The sequence below is a fragment of the Paenarthrobacter sp. GQ52 genome (assembly GCF_059759005.1).
This window is the reverse complement of record NZ_JCAXEJ010000020.1, coordinates 40119-61427: the sequence shown is the minus strand read 5'-3', so window position 1 is coordinate 61427 and position 21309 is coordinate 40119. Positions and strand designations below refer to the sequence as shown.

The 21309-nt window shown below is 62.8% G+C and carries 20 protein-coding genes; 5 read left to right on the top strand and 15 right to left on the bottom strand.

Annotation, left to right across the window (positions count from 1 at the left end):
• Window positions 1-11: 11 nt before the first annotated feature.
• The 7 genes from proC to AC6CH8_RS19545 form a co-directional block, all read right to left on the bottom strand.
• Window positions 12-842, bottom strand: coding sequence for a pyrroline-5-carboxylate reductase (gene proC, locus AC6CH8_RS19575; protein WP_498191954.1), 831 nt, complete (start codon window positions 840-842; stop codon window positions 12-14).
• Between the two features lie 330 nt (window positions 843-1172).
• The gene (locus tag AC6CH8_RS19570) at window positions 1173-2006 is read right to left on the bottom strand and encodes a sugar phosphate isomerase/epimerase family protein (RefSeq protein ID WP_017199189.1); all 834 of its coding nucleotides are present in this window, start codon (window positions 2004-2006) and stop codon (window positions 1173-1175) included.
• 1 nt (window position 2007) lies between these two features.
• Window positions 2008-3129 (bottom strand): Ppx/GppA phosphatase family protein, encoded by a 1122-nt coding sequence (locus AC6CH8_RS19565; protein WP_420178945.1) that lies wholly within the window; start codon window positions 3127-3129, stop codon window positions 2008-2010.
• Window positions 3130-3218: 89 nt separating this feature from the next.
• Window positions 3219-3653, bottom strand: coding sequence for an SseB family protein (locus AC6CH8_RS19560; RefSeq protein ID WP_017199191.1), 435 nt, complete (start codon window positions 3651-3653; stop codon window positions 3219-3221).
• A 66-nt stretch (window positions 3654-3719) separates the two neighbouring features.
• On the bottom strand, window positions 3720-6443 hold the full coding sequence (gene topA / locus AC6CH8_RS19555; protein ID WP_091470435.1) for a type I DNA topoisomerase: 2724 nt from the start codon (window positions 6441-6443) through the stop codon (window positions 3720-3722).
• Window positions 6444-6567: 124 nt separating this feature from the next.
• Window positions 6568-7278 (bottom strand): ArsR/SmtB family transcription factor, encoded by a 711-nt coding sequence (locus AC6CH8_RS19550; protein WP_498191953.1) that lies wholly within the window; start codon window positions 7276-7278, stop codon window positions 6568-6570.
• Window positions 7275-8924, bottom strand: coding sequence for a DUF7059 domain-containing protein (locus AC6CH8_RS19545; protein WP_498191952.1), 1650 nt, complete (start codon window positions 8922-8924; stop codon window positions 7275-7277). Before AC6CH8_RS19545 ends, AC6CH8_RS19550 begins: the two co-directional genes overlap by 4 nt.
• A 92-nt stretch (window positions 8925-9016) precedes the next feature.
• Between AC6CH8_RS19545 and AC6CH8_RS19540 the strand changes: the two genes are divergently transcribed.
• Both AC6CH8_RS19540 and AC6CH8_RS19535 read left to right on the top strand, forming a co-directional pair.
• Window positions 9017-9460, top strand: a complete 444-nt coding sequence (locus AC6CH8_RS19540) for a DUF6023 family protein (protein ID WP_498191951.1) — start codon at window positions 9017-9019, stop codon at window positions 9458-9460.
• A 61-nt stretch (window positions 9461-9521) separates the two neighbouring features.
• Window positions 9522-10052, top strand: coding sequence for a DUF6023 family protein (locus tag AC6CH8_RS19535; RefSeq protein ID WP_498191949.1), 531 nt, complete (start codon window positions 9522-9524; stop codon window positions 10050-10052).
• Between the two features lie 8 nt (window positions 10053-10060).
• On the opposite strand, the gene trhO is transcribed toward AC6CH8_RS19535, so the two are convergent.
• The gene (gene trhO / locus AC6CH8_RS19530) at window positions 10061-10957 is read right to left on the bottom strand and encodes an oxygen-dependent tRNA uridine(34) hydroxylase TrhO (RefSeq protein WP_091470428.1); all 897 of its coding nucleotides are present in this window, start codon (window positions 10955-10957) and stop codon (window positions 10061-10063) included.
• A gap of 137 nt (window positions 10958-11094) precedes the next feature.
• On the opposite strand from trhO, the gene AC6CH8_RS19525 reads away from it, so the two are divergent.
• Both AC6CH8_RS19525 and AC6CH8_RS19520 read left to right on the top strand, forming a co-directional pair.
• Window positions 11095-11787, top strand: a complete 693-nt coding sequence (locus AC6CH8_RS19525; protein ID WP_420178950.1) for a GNAT family N-acetyltransferase — start codon at window positions 11095-11097, stop codon at window positions 11785-11787.
• A gap of 84 nt (window positions 11788-11871) precedes the next feature.
• Window positions 11872-14214 carry a DEAD/DEAH box helicase gene (locus tag AC6CH8_RS19520; RefSeq protein WP_498191948.1) on the top strand — a complete coding sequence of 781 codons (2343 nt, stop codon included), beginning with the start codon at window positions 11872-11874 and terminating at the stop codon, window positions 14212-14214.
• An 86-nt stretch (window positions 14215-14300) separates the two neighbouring features.
• Here the strand turns inward: AC6CH8_RS19520 and AC6CH8_RS19515 are convergent, their stop codons facing one another.
• From AC6CH8_RS19515 to ssd, 7 genes are all read right to left on the bottom strand, one after another.
• Window positions 14301-14648 (bottom strand): Rv3654c family TadE-like protein, encoded by a 348-nt coding sequence (locus AC6CH8_RS19515; protein WP_420178952.1) that lies wholly within the window; start codon window positions 14646-14648, stop codon window positions 14301-14303.
• An 11-nt stretch (window positions 14649-14659) separates the two neighbouring features.
• The gene (locus AC6CH8_RS19510) at window positions 14660-15046 is read right to left on the bottom strand and encodes a TadE family type IV pilus minor pilin (RefSeq protein WP_091470423.1); all 387 of its coding nucleotides are present in this window, start codon (window positions 15044-15046) and stop codon (window positions 14660-14662) included.
• The gene (locus AC6CH8_RS19505) at window positions 15043-15453 is read right to left on the bottom strand and encodes a DUF4244 domain-containing protein (RefSeq protein ID WP_498191946.1); all 411 of its coding nucleotides are present in this window, start codon (window positions 15451-15453) and stop codon (window positions 15043-15045) included. Before AC6CH8_RS19505 ends, AC6CH8_RS19510 begins: the two co-directional genes overlap by 4 nt.
• A gap of 169 nt (window positions 15454-15622) precedes the next feature.
• A complete protein-coding gene (locus AC6CH8_RS19500; protein WP_498191982.1) occupies window positions 15623-16219 on the bottom strand; it encodes a type II secretion system F family protein in 597 nt (198 codons plus the stop codon).
• Window positions 16219-17013, bottom strand: a complete 795-nt coding sequence (locus AC6CH8_RS19495; RefSeq protein ID WP_498191945.1) for a type II secretion system F family protein — start codon at window positions 17011-17013, stop codon at window positions 16219-16221. The genes AC6CH8_RS19500 and AC6CH8_RS19495 overlap by 1 nt, the downstream gene beginning before the upstream one ends.
• Entirely contained in the window at window positions 17010-18257 is a 1248-nt protein-coding gene (locus AC6CH8_RS19490; protein WP_498191944.1) for a TadA family conjugal transfer-associated ATPase, read from the bottom strand. Before AC6CH8_RS19490 ends, AC6CH8_RS19495 begins: the two co-directional genes overlap by 4 nt.
• Window positions 18254-19408 (bottom strand): septum site-determining protein Ssd, encoded by a 1155-nt coding sequence (ssd, locus tag AC6CH8_RS19485; RefSeq protein ID WP_498191943.1) that lies wholly within the window; start codon window positions 19406-19408, stop codon window positions 18254-18256. The genes AC6CH8_RS19490 and ssd overlap by 4 nt, the downstream gene beginning before the upstream one ends.
• 154 nt (window positions 19409-19562) lie before the next feature.
• On the opposite strand from ssd, the gene AC6CH8_RS19480 reads away from it, so the two are divergent.
• Complete coding sequence (locus AC6CH8_RS19480) at window positions 19563-21254, top strand: bifunctional 3'-5' exonuclease/DNA polymerase (protein ID WP_498191942.1); 1692 nt, start codon at window positions 19563-19565, stop codon at window positions 21252-21254.
• Window positions 21255-21309: the final 55 nt, after the last annotated feature.

The window sequence follows — 21309 nt, the reverse complement described above, 5'->3', positions numbered from 1 at the left end:
GGCCGTAGCGGCTAGCCGAGCTGCTTGGTGATCTCTGCTGCCCGGGCGGCTGCCGCGCGGACGCCGTCGGCGATGATCTTGGGGATCCCGCCGTCGTCGAAGGCCGCGATGGCCCGCTCGGTGGTGCCGTTGGGGCTGGTGACGGCGATGCGGAGGGCTGAGGGGTTTGCTCCCGGTTCGGCCAACATGAAGCCGGCACCTGCCACGGTTTCGCGGGCAAGCATCACGGACAGTTCCTCGTCCAAACCAAGCTCCACGCCGGCCGCAGCCATGGCTTCGGCGAGGTAGAACGCGTAGGCCGGGCCGGAACCGCTGATAGCGGACAGCGCATCCACCTGTTCTTCGGGAATCTGGACCACTGTGCCGGCGCCGGCCAGCGCCTTCTTCGCCTTCTCCAGCTGCTCAGGCGTGCAATGAGTACCCGGGGAGACAGATATGACACCGCGGCCCAATCTTGAGGGCGTGTTGGGCATGGTGCGGATCACCGGCTGTCCGTCCGGCAGCGCCGCTTCGAGCTGGGCGAGGGAGACTGCCGCTGCGACACTGACAACGATCGTGTCCTTCCCCAGGGCGGGGCTGATCTCCCGGGCCAGGTCCAGGATGCCTACCGGCTTGACGCCCAGAATGACCATGCTGGAGCCTTTGGTGGCCAACCTGTTGTTGTCCGGCTCCTCCTCGCCTGCGATGGCCATGACCCCATGGCGCTGGGCCAGTTCGTCCGCCCGCTCGGCACGGCGGACGGTGGCGACGATATCGGACGGGTCCGTCCCGGCGGCAAGCAGGCCTCCCAGGATTGCCTCGTTCATGGATCCACAGCCAAGGAATGCGATTCGGTTGCTCATGGCTCCATCATTGCAGTTGGCCTTGGACGGGGTCTAACGAATTCCAGATTCCCAGCTAGCTCCCAAGGTTATTGCAGGCAGCACTCATTCTTGGTCCGTAACTTAGTAGTTACCTCATTGAGGGTGCGAGTGATGAGGCGGGCATGGGGATGTCCGCCAGCAGCACCGGTGGCCGGGCGGGTTTTCCCCCATTTCCCGATTCGGCCGCCGGTGCTTTCGCCTTTAAGGACCGTGGACCGCGCGAAGCCCCACGTTTATCCGCCTGACGCACCCTTGAAGGGTGGGTCAGGCGAACAAGGCGAGGCGCTGGTGTACGGCCCTCGACGCCGGTTAGTTGTCTACGCTGCGCAACAACGGGACGCTGAGGTGCTGCCGGGCAAAACGCAGGGTTTCTGCCAGCATTTCCTCGCGCTCCCCCGCTACCTTCGCCTTGCGGGTTGAAATCTCCGCCACTACGACGCCGTCGAAACCCGTGGCTGCCAAATGCTGCAAAGCATCGGCGCACTGCTGCGTTCCGGTGCCCGGCACCAGGTGCTCGTCCTTGCCGGAACCCGAACCGTCGGTGAGATGGACATGCCGGAGCTTGTTTCCGAGCGCTTTGATGGCTTCCAGGCTGTTGGCCCCGGCAGTGGCGGCATGGGAGAAGTCCCATGTGACGTCGTCGTAATCCTGGCCCAAAGGATCCCAGTGCGGCAGGTAGGCCACCGCTTCACGTCCGCGAACGCGCCATGGGTACATGTTCTCCACGGCTATACGCACCCGGTACCGCGCCGCGATTTCACGCACGCCTTCCACGAAGTTCTCCGCGTAGTTTGACTGCCAGCGGAACGGCGGGTGGACCACCACGGTGTCGCATCCGACGTCCGCGGCCATTTGGCAGGATTTCTCAATTTTGTTCCACGCCGTACCCCAAACCTGTTGCGTCAACAGCAAGGTGGGCGCATGGATGGAGACGATCTCCTGGTGGTACCGATGGCTTAGCTGGATCAAGGCATCCGGGTTCTGGCTCACCGCGTTGTTGGTAACCATCACCTCCACGCCTTCGTACCCCAGGTCCTGCGCCACCGCGAAAGCGTCGTGGACGCTCAGGGGGTACACGGATGCACTGGACAGCGCCACGGGAATTTGGCGGTCATTCACTTCAGGTTCGACGTCGTTGCTCATCTCAGGAGGCCAGCCCGCCTGCCACGGGGGCCGGGATGGGTGATGGGGACGGTGTGTTTACAGGGACCGGGAATTCTTTGAACCCCGGATGGGGCTCTTCTATATCGGGAGCCTTGGCGGCTTCCTTGGCTGCCTTTTTCTTGGATTTGTCCTTCTTGCGCTTGCCCACGTGCGGCGCCGGATCCAAGGCTTCCTCGAAGACCAGCTGGTCCAGGCGTCGCAGGATCAGGCCCTCACGAAGGGCCCAGGGACAAATCTCCATCTTGGGAAACTCAAAGAGCTCAAGGGCCGCTTCAGCAACGAGGGCACCCGCCAACAACTGTCGGGCGCGCGCATCGGAGACGCCAGGGAGGTACAACCTGTCTTCCACGGTCATGGCAGAAATCCGCTGTGCCCACAGCCCCAGGTCTGCTGCGTGGAGCTCACGCTTCACGTACGGCCCTGCAGCGCTGGGAGCTGCACCGGCGATGCGCGCCAAGGAGCGGAACGTTTTGGAGGTGCCGGCCACCAGATTGGCCCGGCCCAACTCGTGGAAGTCCCGGACCACCGGTTTCAGCGTGGACCGGATGTAGCGCCGCAGTTCCTTCACGCTCTTCGCGCTGGGCGGATCATCGTGGAGCCAGTCCCGCGTCAAACGGCTGGCACCCAGGGGAACAGAGGTGGCGTACTCAGGGAGTTCATCCGTCCCATACGCCATTTCAAAGGAGCCGCCGCCGATATCCAGGTCAAGGATGTTGCCTGCGCCCCATCCGTACCAGCGGCGTACTGCGAAGAAAGTCATGGAGGCTTCTTCGCTGCCGGTGAGTTCCTGGAGGGTCACCGTGGTCTCGTGTTTGACGCGGGCCAGGACCTCGGGTCCGTTGGTTGCCTCCCGGATGGCCGAGGTACAGAACGCCAGGAGATCCTCCGCCCTGTGGCTGGCCGCGAACTCCCAGGCTTCCAGGACGAATTCGATGAGCTCGTGCTGCCCGGCGTCGTTGATGTTGCCATCGCCGTCGAGGTACTGCACCAGAGAAAGCGGGCGCTTGTGGGAAGCGAAAGCTACCGGACGCGCGCCGGGGTGAGCGTCCACCAGCAGTAGGTGGACGGTGTTGGACCCGATGTCGAGAACGCCAAGACGCATTCTGCCATTATTCACCGATTCGAAGCCCGTGAAGCAACTTGGCGACGACGTTTCGCTGACCGGATGGTTACCGGCAGCTTGGTCGACCGCTATTCGGCGGACTCCCCGGCTTCGTCGGCACGCTTGAAGTCGCGGCGGATGTTCGCAATTCCCTCGGGGTCGATTTCGAAGCCGAATTCGCTTCCCGGGTTGATGACCATGCCGAGTTCGTCTCCGATGTTTCCCAGGATCGCCGAGCCCATGGTGCCCAGGACGTGCGGGGCTGCTTCAAGGAAGCGCTCATCCACGCGGCTCGGGTGGCTAAAGACGGCCAGGACGGGCTGGCCGTCGGCGTTGGAGAGCACCAAAGGCTCCACGGAGGAGTCGGGGCCGTCCACCGCTTCCGAGCTGACGAGGTAGACCTCGTTGTTCAGGAAAGCGAGGATGACGTCCACCGGGTTCGCGTCCGGTTGTTCGGCCGAGGCGAGCTTCGCCTCGAGGTCGTTCAAGGGTTCGTTGTCCGGTGACACCGTCTGTTCAGTCATGGTTCTACTCGACCACGATGCCGGCCGGGACGCAATTCGCGAATGCTGCCCCGGCCGTCATGGTGACTACTTTTTGGCTGTGGCCTTCTTGGCCGGTGCCTTGCGGGTGGTGGTCCGCTTGACCGGCCCCTTGGCCCGCTTTTCCGCCAAAAGCTCGACGGCGCGTTCCCGGGTCAGCTCCTCAAGGGAGGTTGTGCGCGGGACGGTGATGTTGGTAACGCCGTCAGTGATGTAGGGGCCGAAGCGGCCTTCCTTCACCACAATGTTCTTCTCGGAGACGGGGTCCGGACCGAACTCGGCAAGGGGCGGTACGGAGGCACGGGCGCCACGTTGCTTGGGCTGCGAGTAGATCTCCAGAGCCTGTTCCAGGGTGATCGTGAAGATTTCCTCTTCCGAACCGATGGAGCGGGAGTCAGTGCCCTTCTTCAGGTACGGTCCGAACCGGCCGTTTTGTACCGTGATGGGGTTGCCATCCGCGTCCTCGCCGAGGACCCGGGGCAGGCTCATCAGCGCGAGGGCTTCATCCAAGGTGACCGTGTCCACGGTCATGGACTTGAAGAGAGAACCGGTGCGCGGCTTGGCCTTCACAGGCTTCTTGGGAGGCTTGGGCTTGCCGTTCTTGTAGTACTCCACCGGCTGGTTGGCCAGCTGTTCCTCGGTCATCTCGGGGATGATCTCGGTGACGTAAGCGCCGTACCGGCCATTCTTGGCAACGATGGTGTGGCCCGTGTGCGGGTCGGTTCCCAGAACCCGTTCCTCGGGGGCTGCGGTCTCCATGAGCTCTTTGGCTTTGTCTGCCGTGAGTTCGTCCGGAGCGAGTTCCTCGGGGACGTTGGCCCGTGCGGACTCAACCACTTCGCCGGTTTTCGCATCCAAAGTGGGGATGGAGCTTTCCAGGTACGGGCCGAATTTGCCCACACGCAGCGTGATGCCGTCGGCGATGGGCACGGAATTGATCTCCCGCGCATCGATTTCGCCGAGGTTGTTCACGATGCTCAGCAGGCCGGGGTCTGCGTCTTCACCGTAGTAGAAGTGCTTGAGCCAGGCAGCACCCACGGCTTGGCCGTTGGCGATCTTGTCCAGGTCGCCTTCCATGTCTGCCGTGAACTCGTAGTCCACGTAATCAGTGAAGTGCTGTTCCAGCAAGCGGATCACGGAGAATGCGATCCAGCTGGGAACCAGGGCAGAACCCTGCTTACGAACGTAGCCACGGTCTTGGATGGTGGAGATCGTGGACGCGTAGGTGGACGGGCGGCCAATGCCCCGCTTTTCCAGCTCAGCGGTCAGCGATGCTTCCGTGTAACGCGGCGGCGGTGACGTTTCGTGCCCGACAGCAACGATGTCCGAAGCCGTGAGGGAATCATCCTTGGCAACGTTCGGCAGGCGACGGGCTTCATCGGATTCTTCATCACCGCGGCTCTCGTCCTTGCCCTCTTCATAGGCTGCGAGGAAACCGGGGAAGGTAATGACCGTACCGGAAGCGGAGAATTCGGCGTCGCGACCGTCAGCAGCCACTGCGCCGAGGCGGATGGTGGCCGTAGAACCCTTGGCGTCGGCCATCTGGGAGGCCACCGTGCGCTTCCAGATGAGCTCGTAGAGGCGGAACTCATCACCGCTCAGCTGCTTGGCAACCTGCGCGGGAGTACGGAAGGAGTCTCCCGCGGGACGGATGGCCTCGTGAGCTTCCTGGGCGTTGGCAGCCTTATTGGCGTAGACACGGGGGCTCTGGGGCACGTACTCGGGACCATAAAGCTCCGAAGCCTGACGGCGGGCTGCCGTGAGTGCTTCATCGCTCAAAGCTGATGAGTCCGTACGCATATAGGTGATGTAGCCGTTTTCATACAGGCGCTGGGCAACCTGCATGGTGCTCTTCGACGAGAAGCGGAGCTTACGGCCGGCTTCCTGCTGCAGCGTGGAGGTGGTGAACGGTGCTGCAGGGCGGCGGGTATACGGCTTGGTGTCTACAGAGCGGACCCGGAAATCAGCGTTCTCCAGACCGGAGGCCAAGGACGTGGCGAGTTCCTCATTGAGGTGGACCACGTTTGAGGAGGTGAGCTGCCCGTTGTCGTTGAAGTCCCGGCCACTGGCTACCTTGGAACCGTCCACGGCGGCAAGCTTGGCCTTGAAGGAACCGGAATCCGAACCGAACTGGCCCGTGAGGTCCCAGTAGGACGCGGCCCGGAAGGCCATGCGTTCACGTTCCCGGTCAACCACCATGCGGGTCACCACGGACTGGACACGGCCAGCGGACAGTCCGCGGGCAACCTTGCGCCACAACACGGGGGAAATCTCGTAGCCATAGAGGCGGTCAAGAATACGACGTGTTTCCTGGGCATCCACCAAAGCGGTATCGACATCCCGGAGGTTGTCCATGGCGCGGTGGATGGCTTCCTTGGTGATTTCACCGAACGTCATGCGGTAGACGGGAACCTTGGGCTTCAGGACCTCCAGGAGGTGCCACGCGATGGCTTCGCCTTCGCGGTCCCCATCAGTTGCGAGGTAGAGGGCGTCAGCGTCTTTCAGCTGGGCCTTGAGCTCGGCGACCTTCTTCTTCTTGTCCGGAGAAACAACGTAGTACGGCTTGAAGTCGTTTTCGATGTCGACAGCGAACTTGCCCAACGAGGTCTTCTTCAGCTCGGCAGGGAGGTCCGACGGCTGCGGGAGGTCCCGGATGTGGCCGATCGAAGCCTCGACGATGAAGCCCTCGCCAAGATACTTGGCGATGGTCTTGCTCTTGGCGGGAGACTCCACGATCACGAGTTTCTTGCCGGTTTTTGCCTTGCTGGGCACGGTGCTCCTACAGAAAAAATGTGTAATTGGGCTGGTGCCCATATTGGCCTAGTTCACCATAGTTTGCAGAATCCTGCGTTTTGGTGCGGAACCAGGGCGGACAGTCAAGGACCCGGCGGGGCTCTTACTGACCGGGTGCTACCCGGTCATCCGGGATCATTGACCACAAGGTTGCCACACGTTCAGCACCTTCCGGTATCCGGTTGGGATCCTCGAGTTCGTACTCCCGCAGAACAGCGCGGATTCTGTCCAAAAGTTCCCTGCGCTGTGGGTTGGTCAAGTACAGCAGGTTGCTGGAAAGGACTACTGCTGCCGGCTCTTCTCCTGTTTCCCCCCGTTGCCGGCGTTCCCCGCGAGCCTTGGCGAAGGCCGAAGCCCGGCGACGGAAAGCATCAAGCTCCAGGTCAACCACGGCAATCTCAGGGCTGGCAACACTGCCTCCCGAGATGGTGAAGTCCGTTCCGGCCGCCTTCCAGCGACGTTCGCGGGCATCACCGGCGTTTTCCGCAGGTGCCACGATCCCCCATTTCTGGAGGGCCCGGAGGTGGTAGCTCATTGCACTGGGCGTCAGCCCTGTCCTGGCAGCGAGTTCCGTGGCTGTGTGACTGACCTGTGTGGCGTAGAGCTCAGAGATAACCTCAATCCGGGCGGCGTGCGCCAATGCACGGATAGCCTTGGGATCAGTGATCTCAACCGTCTTTTCGGCACGCTTCCGCCGCGGAATATCGCCTGACGCTTGGGATGATTCGTTGTTCGCACTCACTTCATCAGTGTAGTCAGGGTCACTTCCCGGATGCCCGGTGTTTGATGAGCGCGGCGCCGCACCCCGGATCATTCGTTGACCTGCGCCGGGTCCGGAAGGAGGAACCCGTCCAAAACCAGGTTGGTGACCTCGCGGAAAAGCCCTTCGCGGAAGGTCTCTTCATCGAAGTCCTCTCCCCCGCCCAGGAGCGATACCAAGGCCGAGACGATCTGCCGGACCGACAATTGCCCGTCGCAGGCGGAAACGAAACCGGCCAGTTCAGTACTGAGCAGATTGGTCCGGCGAAGTCCCGCCCCTTGCCTCAGGAGGATGACTCCGGGATGAACGGCTCCGGGGCGCTGGTGCCGTTCCTCGGTGACGTCCTCGGCAACCACCAAGTGCGCCTCCGGGACCGAATGTGAGGCCACCCAATCAGCCCGTTCCACGGCAGCACCCAGATGCGGCCCGATCGGCTGCTCTATTGGATATGTGATTTCCTCGAAGCGGCTGATGGTGACCTCGAGGGGTGTCTCCGGGCGGCGCAGCCAAATCATGCCGAAGCCAATACCTTGGACGTTCCTGGAAGCAAAGTCGTCCAGATAGGCGGCGTACGCTTCCTGGTATTGCTGGCCCTCGCGGTTCTGCGATGCGTCCTGGAGCCAGGTCTCCGCGTACTGCTCGGGGCCCACCTGCTCCCGTTGGATGAACCAGACGTCCAGACCGGAGTCCTGGAGCCATGCCTTGGGCCGGTCCTTCCAGTCCGCACCGGAAGTAACCTCCCAATTGCCGAGCATTTGCGCTGTTCCGCCGGGCTCAAGGACCTCGGCCAAGGACTGTACCAAGGACGCAACGATATCGTCTCCGGGAAGCCCGCCATCGCGGTACGTGAACTGCTCGGACGACGATTCGCCGCCCGTTCGCGGAGTGATGACGAACGGTGGGTTTGATACCACCAAGCCGAACTGCTCCCCCTCTACCGGTTCCAGGAGCGATCCGAGCCGCAGGCTCACCCGACGCTCCAGGTTATCCGGATCCAGCTCCAGTTCTGCGGCGTTCAGCAGAAGGTTGAAGCGGGTGAACGCGAGTGCCCTCTCCGAGATGTCCGTAGCCGTGACATGCTCGCAGTGATGGAGCAGGTGGAAGGTCTGGATACCGCAGCCGGTGCCCACGTCCAGCGCTCGTTTGCTGTGTTTCCTGAATGTGGTCTGGACCAGCGTTGTGGAGGCACGCCCGATTCCCAGGACGTGGTCGTGCCTCAGGACTCCGGGCTGCTGGTGGGCAGCAAGGTCGCTGGCAACCCAGAGTTCTGCACCGCCACTGCCATCCGTGTTGGCGTCCCAGCCGTAGGGGCGCAGGTCCGCCTTGGCATGAGCCATTCCTGAATCCACGGTGATCAGACCCAGTTCCTCAAGGCCTTTCGCACGGATACCGGGGAGGGCGGAATCGATATCCCCGACGGGCTGCGGAAGGGCCAGCAGCCAGAGACGAACAATTACTGCCTGTGATCTGAGGGCTGGGTCCTTGGAGTCCATGAGTCTCTCACTGGCAAGGAGCGCGGGAATGAGCTGGTCCCTGCCGAGCGCTTCTGAGGCGGTTGTTCCCAGGAGTTCAGCCACGCCGTCCACTGTGTAGTTGAGGGCACGAAGGTCTGCGGCGAGCGCCGAAAGCAGTTCGGGGCGGTCACTGCGGGGAGCATCGTCAATATTGCCGGCAGTAAAGGTGGAAGCTGTGTCAGTCACCTTGCAAGTGTAGGGGCGACGCACCCTGCATTGGTCGTGAACCTTCGCTATGTGGACAAAGGCCCCCGCTGGAACCCGGTAGCGTTGGATTCATGCTCACCTTCTCTTCCACAAGGCGCCATGCAGGCCTTGTTGCCATCACCGCTGCGGCCTTGCTGGGGATCTGCGGCTGCCAGGCGCCGGCCAACATCGAAGATGCCGACGTTCCTGCTTGGAAGGAAAAGATCCTGCCTGCGGCGAGCGGTGTGGTGTTGGAGGACTCCGGCAAGATCCTCAACCGGGACCCGTTGGTCAAGGAGTCCCCCAACGTTCCGGGCGGGAGCTACACGCTCACCATGGCATGCGATGGGGGCGGCAAGGCGTACTTCGCTGTTTCCTCCAGCGGCACCAAGATCGCGGACGCGGCCGCGGCATGCAATGGCAGCCTTGATGTGGTGAAGATCAAGGTGCCCGGCACTGGCCCCCTCAGCATCTCGACGAGCAGCGTTGATGCTCCGCTGATCTTCGCCTATCACATGGTTCCTGCGGCCGCCTAGGGCCGGCGCACCTGCTCCGATAGGCCTTTGGCCAGTGGCTTTACGGGCGTAAAGTCAGTTCATGGGCAGCAAGGCAGCTCGCTCGGTGATGCCACGGCGGCTGGCGAGGGCCGCCGTCGTCATCCTTGTTGTGCTGGGCGGCAGCCTGACGGCCTGCGAATACACCTATGACGAGGGCGGACGGCCGGATGCCAGCCCTACCTCCCCAGCCGGCAATGTAGTTCTTCCGCCCGATCCGGCCTTGGAGGAAACCGTCACCGGTGAGGCGCTCGAAGAGTGGGCAAAGTTGGCCCTGCCTGAGTCCCAAGGGCAGTCGTTCTACTCAAGCAGTGGCTACCTCAAAGCCGGCGAGTCCAAGTCAGAGCAAACAGTTCAACTGCCTGGAGGGACGTACGCGGTGACGCTGGCCTGCCGTGGCACTCGCAGGGTGACTTTCTCCGTCAAGGTGAGCGAAGTGGAACTGGTGAACCTGACGCTGGGATGCGCCAATGCACGCGTGAGCGTGGTCCAACTGGAAAAGGACGCCATACTGTCCATCACGGTGGGGACCAGATCCGATGCCAACTTCACCTATCGGGTGAGCCGGCTCTGATTCAGCGGTCAGGCCGCTTCGCAGCCCCCGGGGCAGCGGAGCGTTTCCGGGCTGGAGGCACATTCCTCGCAGTACAGGGTCAAAGTACGGCAACTGAGGTTGGAGCAGTTCTCGAACTTGTTGGTGGGAGCTGAGCAGCGGACGCACTCGCCGATGGTCTTGGCTTCCTCGCTGAACTCGACGTGCATGCGCTTGTCGAAGACGTACAGCGAGCCCTCCCAGAGGCCTTTGTCCTTGAAAGTCTCGCCGTAGCGGACGATCCCGCCATCCAACTGGTAGACCTCTTTGAAGCCCCTGTTGACCATCAGGCTGGAGAGTACCTCGCAGCGGATGCCCCCGGTGCAATAGGTGACAACCGGCTTGTCCTTAAGGTCGTCGTACTTGCCCGAGTCGAGTTCCTTGATGAAGTCGTGGGTGGTGTCCACGTCCGGAACGATTGCGTCCTTAAACTTGCCGATCTGCGCTTCGAACGCGTTCCGGCCATCGAAGAACACTACGTCTTCGCCCCTGGACTTCCTGGCATCCACCAGCGCGTGAAGTTCCTCGGGTTGGAGGTGCTTCCCGCCGCCCACCACGCCGTTGGCGTCCACCTTCAGTTCACCCGGCGCGCCGAACGACACGATCTCATCGCGCACCTTGACGCTGAGGCGCGGAAAGTCTGCGGCGCTACCCTCCGACCATTTGAAGTCGATGTCGTGAAAACCCTTGTACTCACGAGTGGTTTTCACGTACTGCTTCATGTTGTTGAGCTCGCCGCCCACCGTGGCGTTGATGCCGTCCTTGGATATGAGGATCCTGCCGGTGAGGCCCAGTTTTTCGCACAGGGCACGCTGCCACAGACGCACGGCGTCAGGGTCGGCGATCGGGGTAAAGCCATAGAAGAGCACAATTCGGTTCAAAGCCACTATTAAAGGGTACTTGGTGCAGTAAAATCCGTTCGTTTCGTGTGGTGCCCGCGGCCGGAAGTCACAATTCCATAAGCAACCATCACCGGGCTGACGTGGCTCTGTTGCTTCATGGTGCGCTGGCATACTCTCTCTACATGAGTCCAGACGCCTTGGTTGAAGACATTGCGCACCTCTTGGAAGTCTGGGTAGCCGGCTGGTCCGGCTGCCGCGGCTATGAGTTACGCCAAGAGGGCCGCTTCCCTGCCGCACTTCGCGCCGACAAAACCGGTGATTGGGAGTATTTTGCCCATGATCCGTCAGACGAAGAGTTCGCCGCCCTTGCGGACAAGACCGCAGAATCCCCAAACCGGATCCTGACGGTACTCACCAACGACGTCCAACGGTACAAATACCTCGCTGAACAGCGCGGACTCACCGTGACGTCCGCATCCCAGACCATGATGATCGTGGACATGGAAACCCAGGATTCCGAGGATCCGTGGCTCCCTGACGACGATTTGGAACTCGTTACTTCCGAATCGAACGGCGTCCACCACGCGGTGGTCCACTCCGGCGAACAGGTGGCTGCCAGCGGCCGGGTCTACGTGGTCAACGGCACAGCCGTTTTCGACAAGATCGTCACAGAACCTGACTTTCAGCGCCGTGGTCTGGGCACCTTCATCATGAAGGCCCTCGCCGCCCAAGCGTTCTCGCATGACGTTGAGAACGGCCTTTTGTTGGCATCCTTGGACGGCCAGAAGCTCTACTCCCATCTGGGGTGGGACGTGGTGTGCCACGTCCTGATGATGTCCAGTGGTAACGAAGGCTCGGACCTGTCAGGAGCGTAGAAACTCCCGTTTAACAACCAGGCCCGACGGCGGCGCCACGAAGGTGCCGCCGTTGGCGTGCCCGCACAGTGACAGAATGATTCGGTGGCTGCATCAAATTCACTGATCTCCTTATTGGGCCGAACGGCGGACCCCGAGCAGCTGCGCCATGTCCACACCATCCCTGCCCGAAAAGCTGTAAACGAGCCCTGGCCCGGCTGGGTCCACCCGGATGTGGTGGCAGCCTACGGCACCCTTGGCATCCACGAACCGTACCGGCACCAGATCCAGGCGGCAGATCTCGCCCATTCCGGGCAGCACGTCGTCATTGCCACCGGAACTGCCTCCGGAAAGTCGCTCGCCTATCAGCTGCCCGCGTTGGACGCGATACACCGTTCAGAGCTGCGAGTCCTGTCGGATCCCGGAAAGATCCACGACGACGGCGCGGTCACGCTCTACCTGTCCCCCACCAAGGCGCTGGCAGCAGACCAGCTCTCAGCGATCCGCTCGCTGAAGCTGCCAACGGTTCGGGCAGAAACTTACGACGGCGACACCGATGTCTCGTCCCGGCGCTGGATCCGTGACCACGCCAATTTCATCCTTGCCAACCCTGACATGCTGCACTTCGGCATCCTTCCTAACCACACATGGTGGGCCCGGTTCTTCAGACGCTTGCGCTACGTCATCGTGGATGAAGCGCATAGTTACCGAGGCGTGTTCGGCTCGCACGTGGCCAATTTGATGCGTCGCCTGCGCCGGATCTGCGCTTATTACGGTGCGGGGACCTCCTTCCCTGAGCCTGTCTTCATAGCGGCTTCCGCCACCGCTTCCGATCCCGGGGTGTCCTTTGGACGGCTCATAGGCGCTCCCGTCCGCGAAGTTTCCGAAGACTGCTCTCCGCACGGTTCCACTACGGTGGCCTTCTGGGAGCCGGCCCTGACCGAGGTCAAAGGCGAGAACGGTGCCAAACAGCGGAGGACAGCCGTAGCTGAGACCGCGGATATCCTGGCCAACCTCGTCTCGTCACGCGTCAGGACCATCGCGTTCATCAAGTCGCGTCGCGGCGCTGAGTCGATTGCGTCCATTACCAAGAGACTGCTGGATGAGGTGGATCCCAGTCTCCCCGGGCGGGTGGCGGCCTACCGGTCCGGGTACTTGCCCGAGGAGCGGCGGGCTTTGGAGCAGGCTTTGAGGTCCGGCCAGTTGCTGGGTGTCTCCAGCACGTCCGCCTTGGAACTTGGCATCGACATCTCGGGACTTGATGCCGTACTTGTGGCCGGCTGGCCGGGCACAAGGGCCTCGCTCTTTCAGCAGATCGGCCGTGCAGGCCGCGCGGGGCAGGACGCTATTGCGGCTTTTGTGGCCAGCGATGATCCCCTGGATACCTATTTGGTGAACCACCCGGAAGCGATCTTTGATGTCTCCGTGGAGGCTACAGTCTTCGATCCCGGCAATCCCTACGTCCTTGGCCCACACCTGTGCGCTGCGGCAGCCGAGTTGCCTATCGGCCCGGCGGAGCTGGATCTCTTCGGTCCCACTGCCGAGAGTCTCCTTGATCGCTTGGTGGTGCAGGGCTACCTTCGCAAGCGTCCCGCGGGATGGTTCTGGACCCATCCGGAGAGCGCTGCCGGGATGGTGAACCTCCGGGCCGACGGGGGCGGGCCCGTCAGTATCGTCGACGCCGAGACTGGATCCCTCTTGGGAACCATGGACTCGCCACAGACCCACTATCAGGCCCACACGGGTGCCATCTATGTCCACCAAGGTGACAGCTACCTGGTGGAGGACCTCAACGAGACCGATCACTGCGTGATGGTCCGTCGGGTAAATCCGGACTTCTACACTACGGCTCGGGATGTAACCCAGATCGAAGTCCTTGAAACCTTGCGATCGGTCCAGTGGGGTGACATCACCGTGCACTTTGGCGACGTCAAAGTAACCACACAAGTGGTCTCCTTTCAGCGCAAGGCCTTGATTTCGAACGAGATCCTCGGTGAAGAACCGCTCGATCTGGGAGCCCGCGACCTGTTTACCAAAGCTGTCTGGTTCGTGGTGGACAACCGTTCGCTGCACGGAGCCGGTCTAGTGGAAGCGGAGTTCCCCGGTGCCCTGCATGCGGCTGAACATGCCGCCATTGGGCTCCTCCCCCTGGTGGCATCCAGTGACCGCTGGGACATCGGCGGCGTCTCCACCGCCCTGCATGCCGACACCGGCGTGCCAACGATCTTCGTGTACGACGGCCACCCCGGCGGTGCCGGATTCGCCGAGCGGGGCTTTGAAAAGGCCAAGATTTGGTTGACGGCAACCCGGGAGGCAATCAAGGCCTGCGAGTGTGATGCCGGCTGTCCTTCATGTGTTCAGTCTCCTAAATGCGGAAACAAGAACAACCCGTTGGACAAGGCAGCCGCCATCACACTCCTGGACGTGTTGTTGAAGGACGCCAGCTAGGCAAGGGCGCCAGCCAACCACCAAGGCGCAAGCCAAACAGCGCCGACACCAAGCCCGTCCTGCAGGAACCGGCCGGTTTGTGCCGCCTACGGAGGAGGTCCGGCCCGTGCGCGGCCAGTGGCAACGCCCCACCGGAAGGCGTTTGCCACCTCAGTGGCGACCTCCACCACGTTCCCGCCGGCTACCGTGCAGGACGTGAGCTGCGTATCGTGCTTTTCGGCCACGTCTGCTGCGACGGCACAAGGTTCCCCGGAAGCAAGACCCCTGGCAGCATCTGCTGCTGCGAGAGCCGCCAGATCGGCTGCCGATGCGGCCCGGGATGCCATTACCCCTGCCTGCGCGAGGAAAAGCAGTCCAAGAAGCATCGCCATGACCACCGCCCCAAGTCCCAGGGCGAGCACGGTTCCGGCCCCGCGCTCAGGCTGGATATTCACCAACACCCTCTTCACGGGGTGCCCGCTTCTGCCCGTGCTGACGCAGAGGCCTTCAACGTCCACGGGACAAGCGGTCCTAATGCTCCGCCTACTGGCGACGAAGCTGTCACGGTCAGCCACTCGCCGTCGTCGGTAAGCGTCGCGCTGACGCCGTCCCCTGCAAGTCGCTTGACGATCCCTTCCACCGACCCGGTCGTCTCGCCCCGGGCGGAGGCGCGCGCTCCCGCCCTCACCGCTTCCTCCAGCCGGAGTTGGGTGATACCCGCTGCGCCGCCTGCCAGCAGGAATGCCAGGAGCAACACAACGGCCGGCAAGGCGACGGCAAACTCCGCAGTGACAGCGCCCCGTTCCGTCTCTCCCCGGAACACTCTCCCGCGGGCAGGCAGCACATCCGTCATGGCAAGGACAATGCCGTACGGATCAGGTTGAGTAGGAAGCCGCGGACCTCCTCGCTCCGAAGGATGACTACAAGGAGGCCCGCGAGCCCAACAGCAGCGAGGGTAGCTATGGCGTACTCGGCGGTGGCCATGCCCACTTCCGAACCCATCAGCCTTGTCCTTGCCCAGAAGCCATCGTCAGCAAGTTGCCTGTCCCCGAACTCCTCAAGATCGTCGACTCCCAGTTCGAACTGCCCGAGTTCGTCCTCGAGATCGAATCGCTCGAGGTCGTTATGTTCAAGCTCGTATTCGGAGAGCTCGTACTGCTGGGTTGTCGCCGGTTCTCCGGAAGAAACCTTCGGGTCTTCAACAGGCGCCGGTCGATCCTGGGGCAGATCACGGAGAATGTCAGGAAGGGTAGTTTTCACGGTGGGTTCCTTTCAAGAAGTGCCAGCGGGTCTGCCGACAGAATCGACTCTTCCGTGGCGGGGAGCAACCCGAAAGAAGTCGATTCCCGCAAGTGGATAACCACTCCTGACTGGCTGGATGTGGAGGAAAGGTCGGAGTTCCTCATCGAGCAGGCTTTGCCCCTGCATCTCAGCCAGAGGGAAGCATGGCGATCAGGACGGGGACGATTCCAAGGCAGATAAAGGCCGGCAACGAGCAGAGACCCAAAGGAACCACCAGCTTTACCCCCAAGGCAGCTGCCCGCTTCTCCGCGGCCCGGAACTGCTCGCGCCGTTCCCTCGCGGCCTGTGCATAGAGGATGGAAGCAGACGGCGCACCGGTCAGGGCTGCAAAAGCCAGTGCGTCCTTGAGCCGGACTACTTCAGCCGGATGCCTGATAGGAGTCCGCCAGGCAGTCTCCCAGTCGGCGCCGAGGGCAAGTGCGGCAACAACCGGCCGGAGTGATTGCCTGATTGGTGGTGACGCACACTGTGCGATAAGTTCCAGTGCCCGCCGTATTCCAGCGCCCGCGTCGAGCATCGAGGCCACCAGCTCCAGCATCATTGCAGTATCGCGGAGCCCGTCCGCAGCCGGGTCAACGCGGGCTGCCATCAATGACTTCTGCGGCGCTTCAGAATCCCAGTCACGAAGACGTAGCCGCGCCCTCAGCCGCGTGGGTGCCGCGAAGCTGATGAAGGCGGCGAGTGCCATGACTGCGATCATCAACAACACCGGAGCGCCGGGCATCAGCATGCGCCAGCCGCAGAGGCGACCAGCCGTGAGGACCAAACCCGGCCTGCCACCGTCAGGAAGAGTCCAGCCGCGAACGTGGCAACCCCCAGGAAGTTGTTCAGTAAGATCCCCAACGGATCCACGCCCAATGCCATCCCTAGGCCAAGCCCGAACACCGGGAGCCACGACAACAGGCGAACGGTAGCCTTGGGCCCTGCGAGCGCCGTCTGGCGTGCTGCTTCGGAGTCTTCTTCGGCTTCCAGTTGAGCTGCGAACCGGGTGAGGAGGTCAGCTAAAGGACAGCCGCTGGTTTCGGCGATGTCCAGGCATGCTGCCAGTTCCATCCACACACGTCGTTCGGAACGTCCGCGCCGCGGAAACACCTTTTCTGCCGTTCCACGGATTGCGTCGGCAGAAGAATTTCCAACGGTCGACGCTGCCTGTGCTGCTGCAAGTACCTGTAGCGACTCGTGCGACAGCCCGGCATTCCCCTTCTGCGCTACTACGGCCGGGCCACCGTCCGTGATTTGCCGTGAACCATGGACAATCCATAGTTCTTCCCACAGCCTGGTGGTTCCCCGCCCGCCGCGCAGGAGGGCTGCGAGCTGTTGCACCAGCACCACAAGTGACAAAGGCTCAGTCCGCTTTCGTCGTGAGCGGCCGTGCCACAACCCCACACGAGCCTTGGTGCTACCACTCCGGCCTCTCGGCTCCCGCAGGCTCGTCCGAACTCGTCGCCTCCCGGCACCATGGCCGCTGAACTGCAGCCACGCCGCCAGTGCGGCGATGAGGACAATCGCCCCGATCATGGGCCGTCCCCGGCTTGCGGCAACAAATCATCGTGTTGCGGATAGTCGTCCACTTCAAACGGCGCCAGGGAGAGCCGGGCGGCGAGTCCGGGCCATGCTGGGCCGTATGTCATTCCTGACCGGCTCCAGCTGAGGGCCGGCACTACTTTCTGGCCCGTCCGTGTATCGACGACTACGCCAATGGATGCCACTTTCCGCCCCGACGAGGATCGGTCTACGTGAATCACCACGTCCAAGGCACTGGAGACTTGCAACCGGACGGCTTCGGCGTTCAAGCCAGCCAGGGCGCCGAGGGCCACCAATCGTGCTGGCACAGCCTCGGCGGTGTTGGCGTGAATAGTCCCACCGCCACCGGTGTGACCGGTGTTGAGTGCGGTCAGCAATTCACGGACTTCGGCGCCTCGGCACTCGCCTACAATCAGCCTGTCCGGCCGCATGCGTAGTGCTTGGCGGACCAGGTCTCCAAGGTCCAGGGCCCCTCCTCCCTCAAGGTTTCCGTGGCGCGATTCCAGCGTCACGACGTGCGGGTGGACGGGGTTGAGCTCGGCGGCGTCCTCGATGAGCACCAATCGCTCCGCCGGATGGCTCAACCCGAGCATGGTGGAGAGCAGGGTTGTCTTTCCTGAGCCTGTGGCACCGCTAATAAGGAAGCTCAGTTTCTGCGCCATGATGGCACGCAGAACCGACTCGACGTGCTCAGAAAACATCCCGCGTTCCCTCAACTCGGCTAGGGTGAACACCTCTTCCCGGCGGATGCGGATGGACAACAGGGTGCCTGCCGTTGATATCGGTGCGAGGACTGCATGGACCCGGTAGCCTCCCTCGAGCCGGACGTCCACGCAGGGGGAGCAGTCGTCCAGTCTCCTGCCCCCGGCTGAAACCAAGCGGGTGGCCAGCGACCTGATCTGTTGTTCAGTATCGAAGTGAACCGCTGAACGTTCCAAGCCCTTACCGCGGTCCAACCAGACTGAATCGGGACCGTTGACGAAGATGTCAGTGACCGAAGGATCCTGGGCAAGGTGTTGGAGGGGTCCCAGCCCGTTCAGTTCGGCATTGATGGATTCCGCCGCTTCCAACGCCCCGGCAGTACCCAGTAGCCTGCCGCTGGCCTGCACAGCTGCTGCGACCGTAGACGGCGTTACGGGTCCGTTCCCTGCGAGCACTGACTCCCGCACCGTCTCAAGAAGGACGGTGTCCAGCCTGCGGCCCTGCCGACGGCGGGTTCCCTCGGCGAAGCGGCTCATTGGATGGCGCCGTTCAACTCCAGCACAGAGTTCAACTCCAGCACAGAACCGGCTAAGCGGCTGATCGGTTTTCGACGTCCGAGTTCCAGCAACCGTCCACGTTCGGTGCCTGACGCCACGCCACGCATCTCGGGAAGGACGCCCAACAAGGGCAATCCCAAAGACTCGGAGATCAGCGGAGCGTCCACGGACGTAGCGCCGGTTCCGCGGACCAGAAGTCCGACGTCGACGGGTGGGAGCTCGTTGAGGACGCGCGCGGCCGCCACCGCGCATTTGAGGTGGGCCTTGCTCAGCAGCAAGATCCTGTCGCAGTCCCACGCGAGCGTCCCCAGTCCTTCCGCGCTGCGCCCGATATCCACCAGGACGAGTTCGAAGCTTCGGCGTGCGGCGTCAACCACGGCAGCTACAGCACCGGCCGCGGGGATATGGGCCGGTTCCCTGGTCCCGGGCCATGACAGGAAGGCGAACCCGCCTGCGACGGGCAGGGAGTCCCGGAACTGCGAGGGATCAATGCTGCCGCGGGTTTCGGCGAAATCCGGCCAACGTAGGCCCGGAATCTCGTCGGCCGTCACCGCCAGTTCAAGTCCTCCGCCCCAACGGTCACCATCGATGAGCACGGTGCTGACGCCATGGCCTGCCGCAGCCTGGGCCAGCCAAATCGCGGTGGTTGTAGCTCCCGCCCCACCACTGCCGCCGATGACTCCGATGACCGCGCCCCCGGGGTCTGGAGATCCGGACATGCTGAGGTGTTCAGCCAGCCAGGCGGCGGCCTCGGGTAGAACGGCTACCCGTTCAGCTCCCAGCGCAGCAGCTAAACGCCATAGCCCGTCACCTTCAGAGGCTTTGCCGAGCAAAACCGTGGGAGCCCTTCGCCGCGGGGGCATTTCGCGGATATCACTGCCCACTAAAACAACGTCGGCGTTATCCCAACCATGGACGGCCTCCGCCACGTCAATGGCCGTTCTGAGGCTTCCGCCTGCCGCTGCGACTATCCGTTTGGCTTCTTCCTGAAGATAGGGGTCGCCGGAAACAAGCAGTATCCCGACGGCGTCGTGGGGCACCCAGGATCCGTCTGCGTCCCCCTGCGCCGTGCGGCTGCTTTGCCCGTGGCGCTTGCTGGTTTGCCCTTGCCGACGATTTCTCATGCTCATGGCATTCACACTGATTGACGCGGCCGGGACTACATAAGGTCTGCATGCCCTTATGTGCACAACCCGGGACGGCTGCAGCTGTGGAGGAACAGTCGCGCCCCGCACCGGGACCAGGAACACCAAAGCACCCCTCCGCACAGGGCAGAATGGAACCATGTATTTGCTGCTCGCCGCCCACCAGGAAGGCGCAGCCATACAAAGGATCTCCCCCACCGGAAAGGCCACTGCTGACGCGCGCGTCGTCACCCGTGGCGAGCTGCCCGGCGTCGTGCGTGAATTCGAAGCGCAACGGCCCCGCTGGGTGTGGCATCGCGCCCAGGATTGGTATCCGGAACTGCTGACCCATGGCATGGAACTGGAGCGCTGCCACGATCTGGCGCTCTGCGGAGCCATTCTGGCCCACTCTGAATTCACTGCGCATACGGACTACGCCAGGCATGCGGTCAAGCTCACGCAGGACGACGACTCGACACCGCCACGGGCTCTTCAGCCGCCGCCACCGCCCGTGGACCAAGGCGCGCTCTTCGAGGACATTGCACCGTCCAGCTCCAAAGCGGGGCTGGCCGAACTCAGGGAAGAATTCGCTGCCCAGCAGCACGCCATCTCCCAGGTCTCCGAGGCTCACCAGCAGAAACAACGCCTACAGCTACTCCTTGCCGCGGAGTCGGCGTGCGCCATCATCGCCATCGAGATGCAGCACGCCGGCGTCCCTTGGCGCGAAGAGCTGCATCAGCAGATCCTCGCCGATGTCCTGGGTCCAAGGCCGCCGCTCGGGCACCGGCCGCCCGCACTTGAGGCTCTCTGCGCCGAGCTTCGGAGCATCCTTAACTCCCCCAGCTTGAATCCTGACTCCCCGCAGGACCTCATGCGTGCCTTGCACAGGAACGGGATCGAGGTGAAAAGCACCCGTCAATGGGAGCTCCAGGAATCGAAGCACCCTGCCATCCAGCCCCTGCTCGCCTACAAGAAACTTTCCCGCCTGCACACCGCCAACGGCTGGTCCTGGTTGGACGCGTGGGTACGTGACGGGCGGTTCCACCCGGAGTACGTGGTGGGTGGGGTAGTGTCCGGCCGCTGGGCATCACGCGGTGGTGGTGCGCTCCAGATCCCGCGTAACATCCGGGCCGCGGTCCATGCGGACCCGGGTCACAAACTCATCGTCGCCGATGCCTCGCAATTGGAGCCCAGGGTCCTCGTGGCACTGGCGCAAGACACGAAAATGGCGGAGGCGGCTCGCGACAAGGACCTCTATGCCGGAATCGCTGCCCAAGGTTTTGGCGGTGACCGTGCCAAAGCAAAGATTGCACTGTTGGGAGCCATCTACGGCGCTACTACGGGTGAGTCGGGCAGGCTCATGCCGCAGCTCACGCGTACCTATCCACGCGCCGTCGGGTTCGTGGAGCAGGCTGCTCGTGAGGGCGAAGCAGGCCGGACAGTCACTACCCGGCTGGGCAGGAGCAGCCCGCCACCGTCGGCTGGTTGGTTGCGGAGCCAGCAGTCCACCACTGCCGAGGAACAGCGCCGCGCTGACAACCTGGCCCGGTCCAGGGGCCGTTTCACCCGCAACTTCGTAGTCCAGGGCTCGGCTGCTGAATGGGCGGCGTGCTGGCTGGCGGAATTACGACGGCGGTTGAGGGCTTCGCGCCCCGAAGGCTCACCTATCGGGGAACTTGTCTTCTTTCTGCACGACGAAGTGATGGTTCACGCCCCCGACCACGCGGTAGACGCCTGTATCCGGGCCATCGAAGAAGCGGCAACAGCGGCGAAAGAACTGATGTTCGGGCGGATCCCTGTGGAATTTCCGGTGAGTGTCGCCGTCGTCGATTCCTACGACAAAGCGAAGTAGCCGGACCATAGCCCGAAGCCGCCGGACTATCCAGTCATATCTCCCCGTATGAGCC

Bases quoted from the DNA above. Each gene is read 5' to 3' on its own strand.
- proC (WP_498191954.1), bottom strand. From the start codon at position 842: ATGAGCAACCGAATCGCATTCCTTGGCTGTGGATCCATGAACGAGGCA.
- AC6CH8_RS19570 (WP_017199189.1), bottom strand. From the start codon at position 2,006: ATGAGCAACGACGTCGAACCTGAAGTGAATGACCGCCAAATTCCCGTG.
- AC6CH8_RS19565 (WP_420178945.1), bottom strand. From the start codon at position 3,129: ATGCGTCTTGGCGTTCTCGACATCGGGTCCAACACCGTCCACCTACTG.
- AC6CH8_RS19560 (WP_017199191.1), bottom strand. From the start codon at position 3,653: ATGACTGAACAGACGGTGTCACCGGACAACGAACCCTTGAACGACCTC.
- AC6CH8_RS19550 (WP_498191953.1), bottom strand. From the start codon at position 7,278: ATGATCCGGGGTGCGGCGCCGCGCTCATCAAACACCGGGCATCCGGGA.
- AC6CH8_RS19540 (WP_498191951.1), top strand. From the start codon at position 9,017: ATGCTCACCTTCTCTTCCACAAGGCGCCATGCAGGCCTTGTTGCCATC.
- AC6CH8_RS19535 (WP_498191949.1), top strand. From the start codon at position 9,522: ATGGGCAGCAAGGCAGCTCGCTCGGTGATGCCACGGCGGCTGGCGAGG.
- AC6CH8_RS19525 (WP_420178950.1), top strand. From the start codon at position 11,095: ATGAGTCCAGACGCCTTGGTTGAAGACATTGCGCACCTCTTGGAAGTC.
- AC6CH8_RS19510 (WP_091470423.1), bottom strand. From the start codon at position 15,046: ATGACGGATGTGCTGCCTGCCCGCGGGAGAGTGTTCCGGGGAGAGACG.
- AC6CH8_RS19500 (WP_498191982.1), bottom strand. From the start codon at position 16,219: ATGCCCGGCGCTCCGGTGTTGTTGATGATCGCAGTCATGGCACTCGCC.
- AC6CH8_RS19495 (WP_498191945.1), bottom strand. From the start codon at position 17,013: ATGATCGGGGCGATTGTCCTCATCGCCGCACTGGCGGCGTGGCTGCAG.
- AC6CH8_RS19490 (WP_498191944.1), bottom strand. From the start codon at position 18,257: ATGAGCCGCTTCGCCGAGGGAACCCGCCGTCGGCAGGGCCGCAGGCTG.
- ssd (WP_498191943.1), bottom strand. From the start codon at position 19,408: ATGAGCATGAGAAATCGTCGGCAAGGGCAAACCAGCAAGCGCCACGGG.
- AC6CH8_RS19480 (WP_498191942.1), top strand. From the start codon at position 19,563: ATGTATTTGCTGCTCGCCGCCCACCAGGAAGGCGCAGCCATACAAAGG.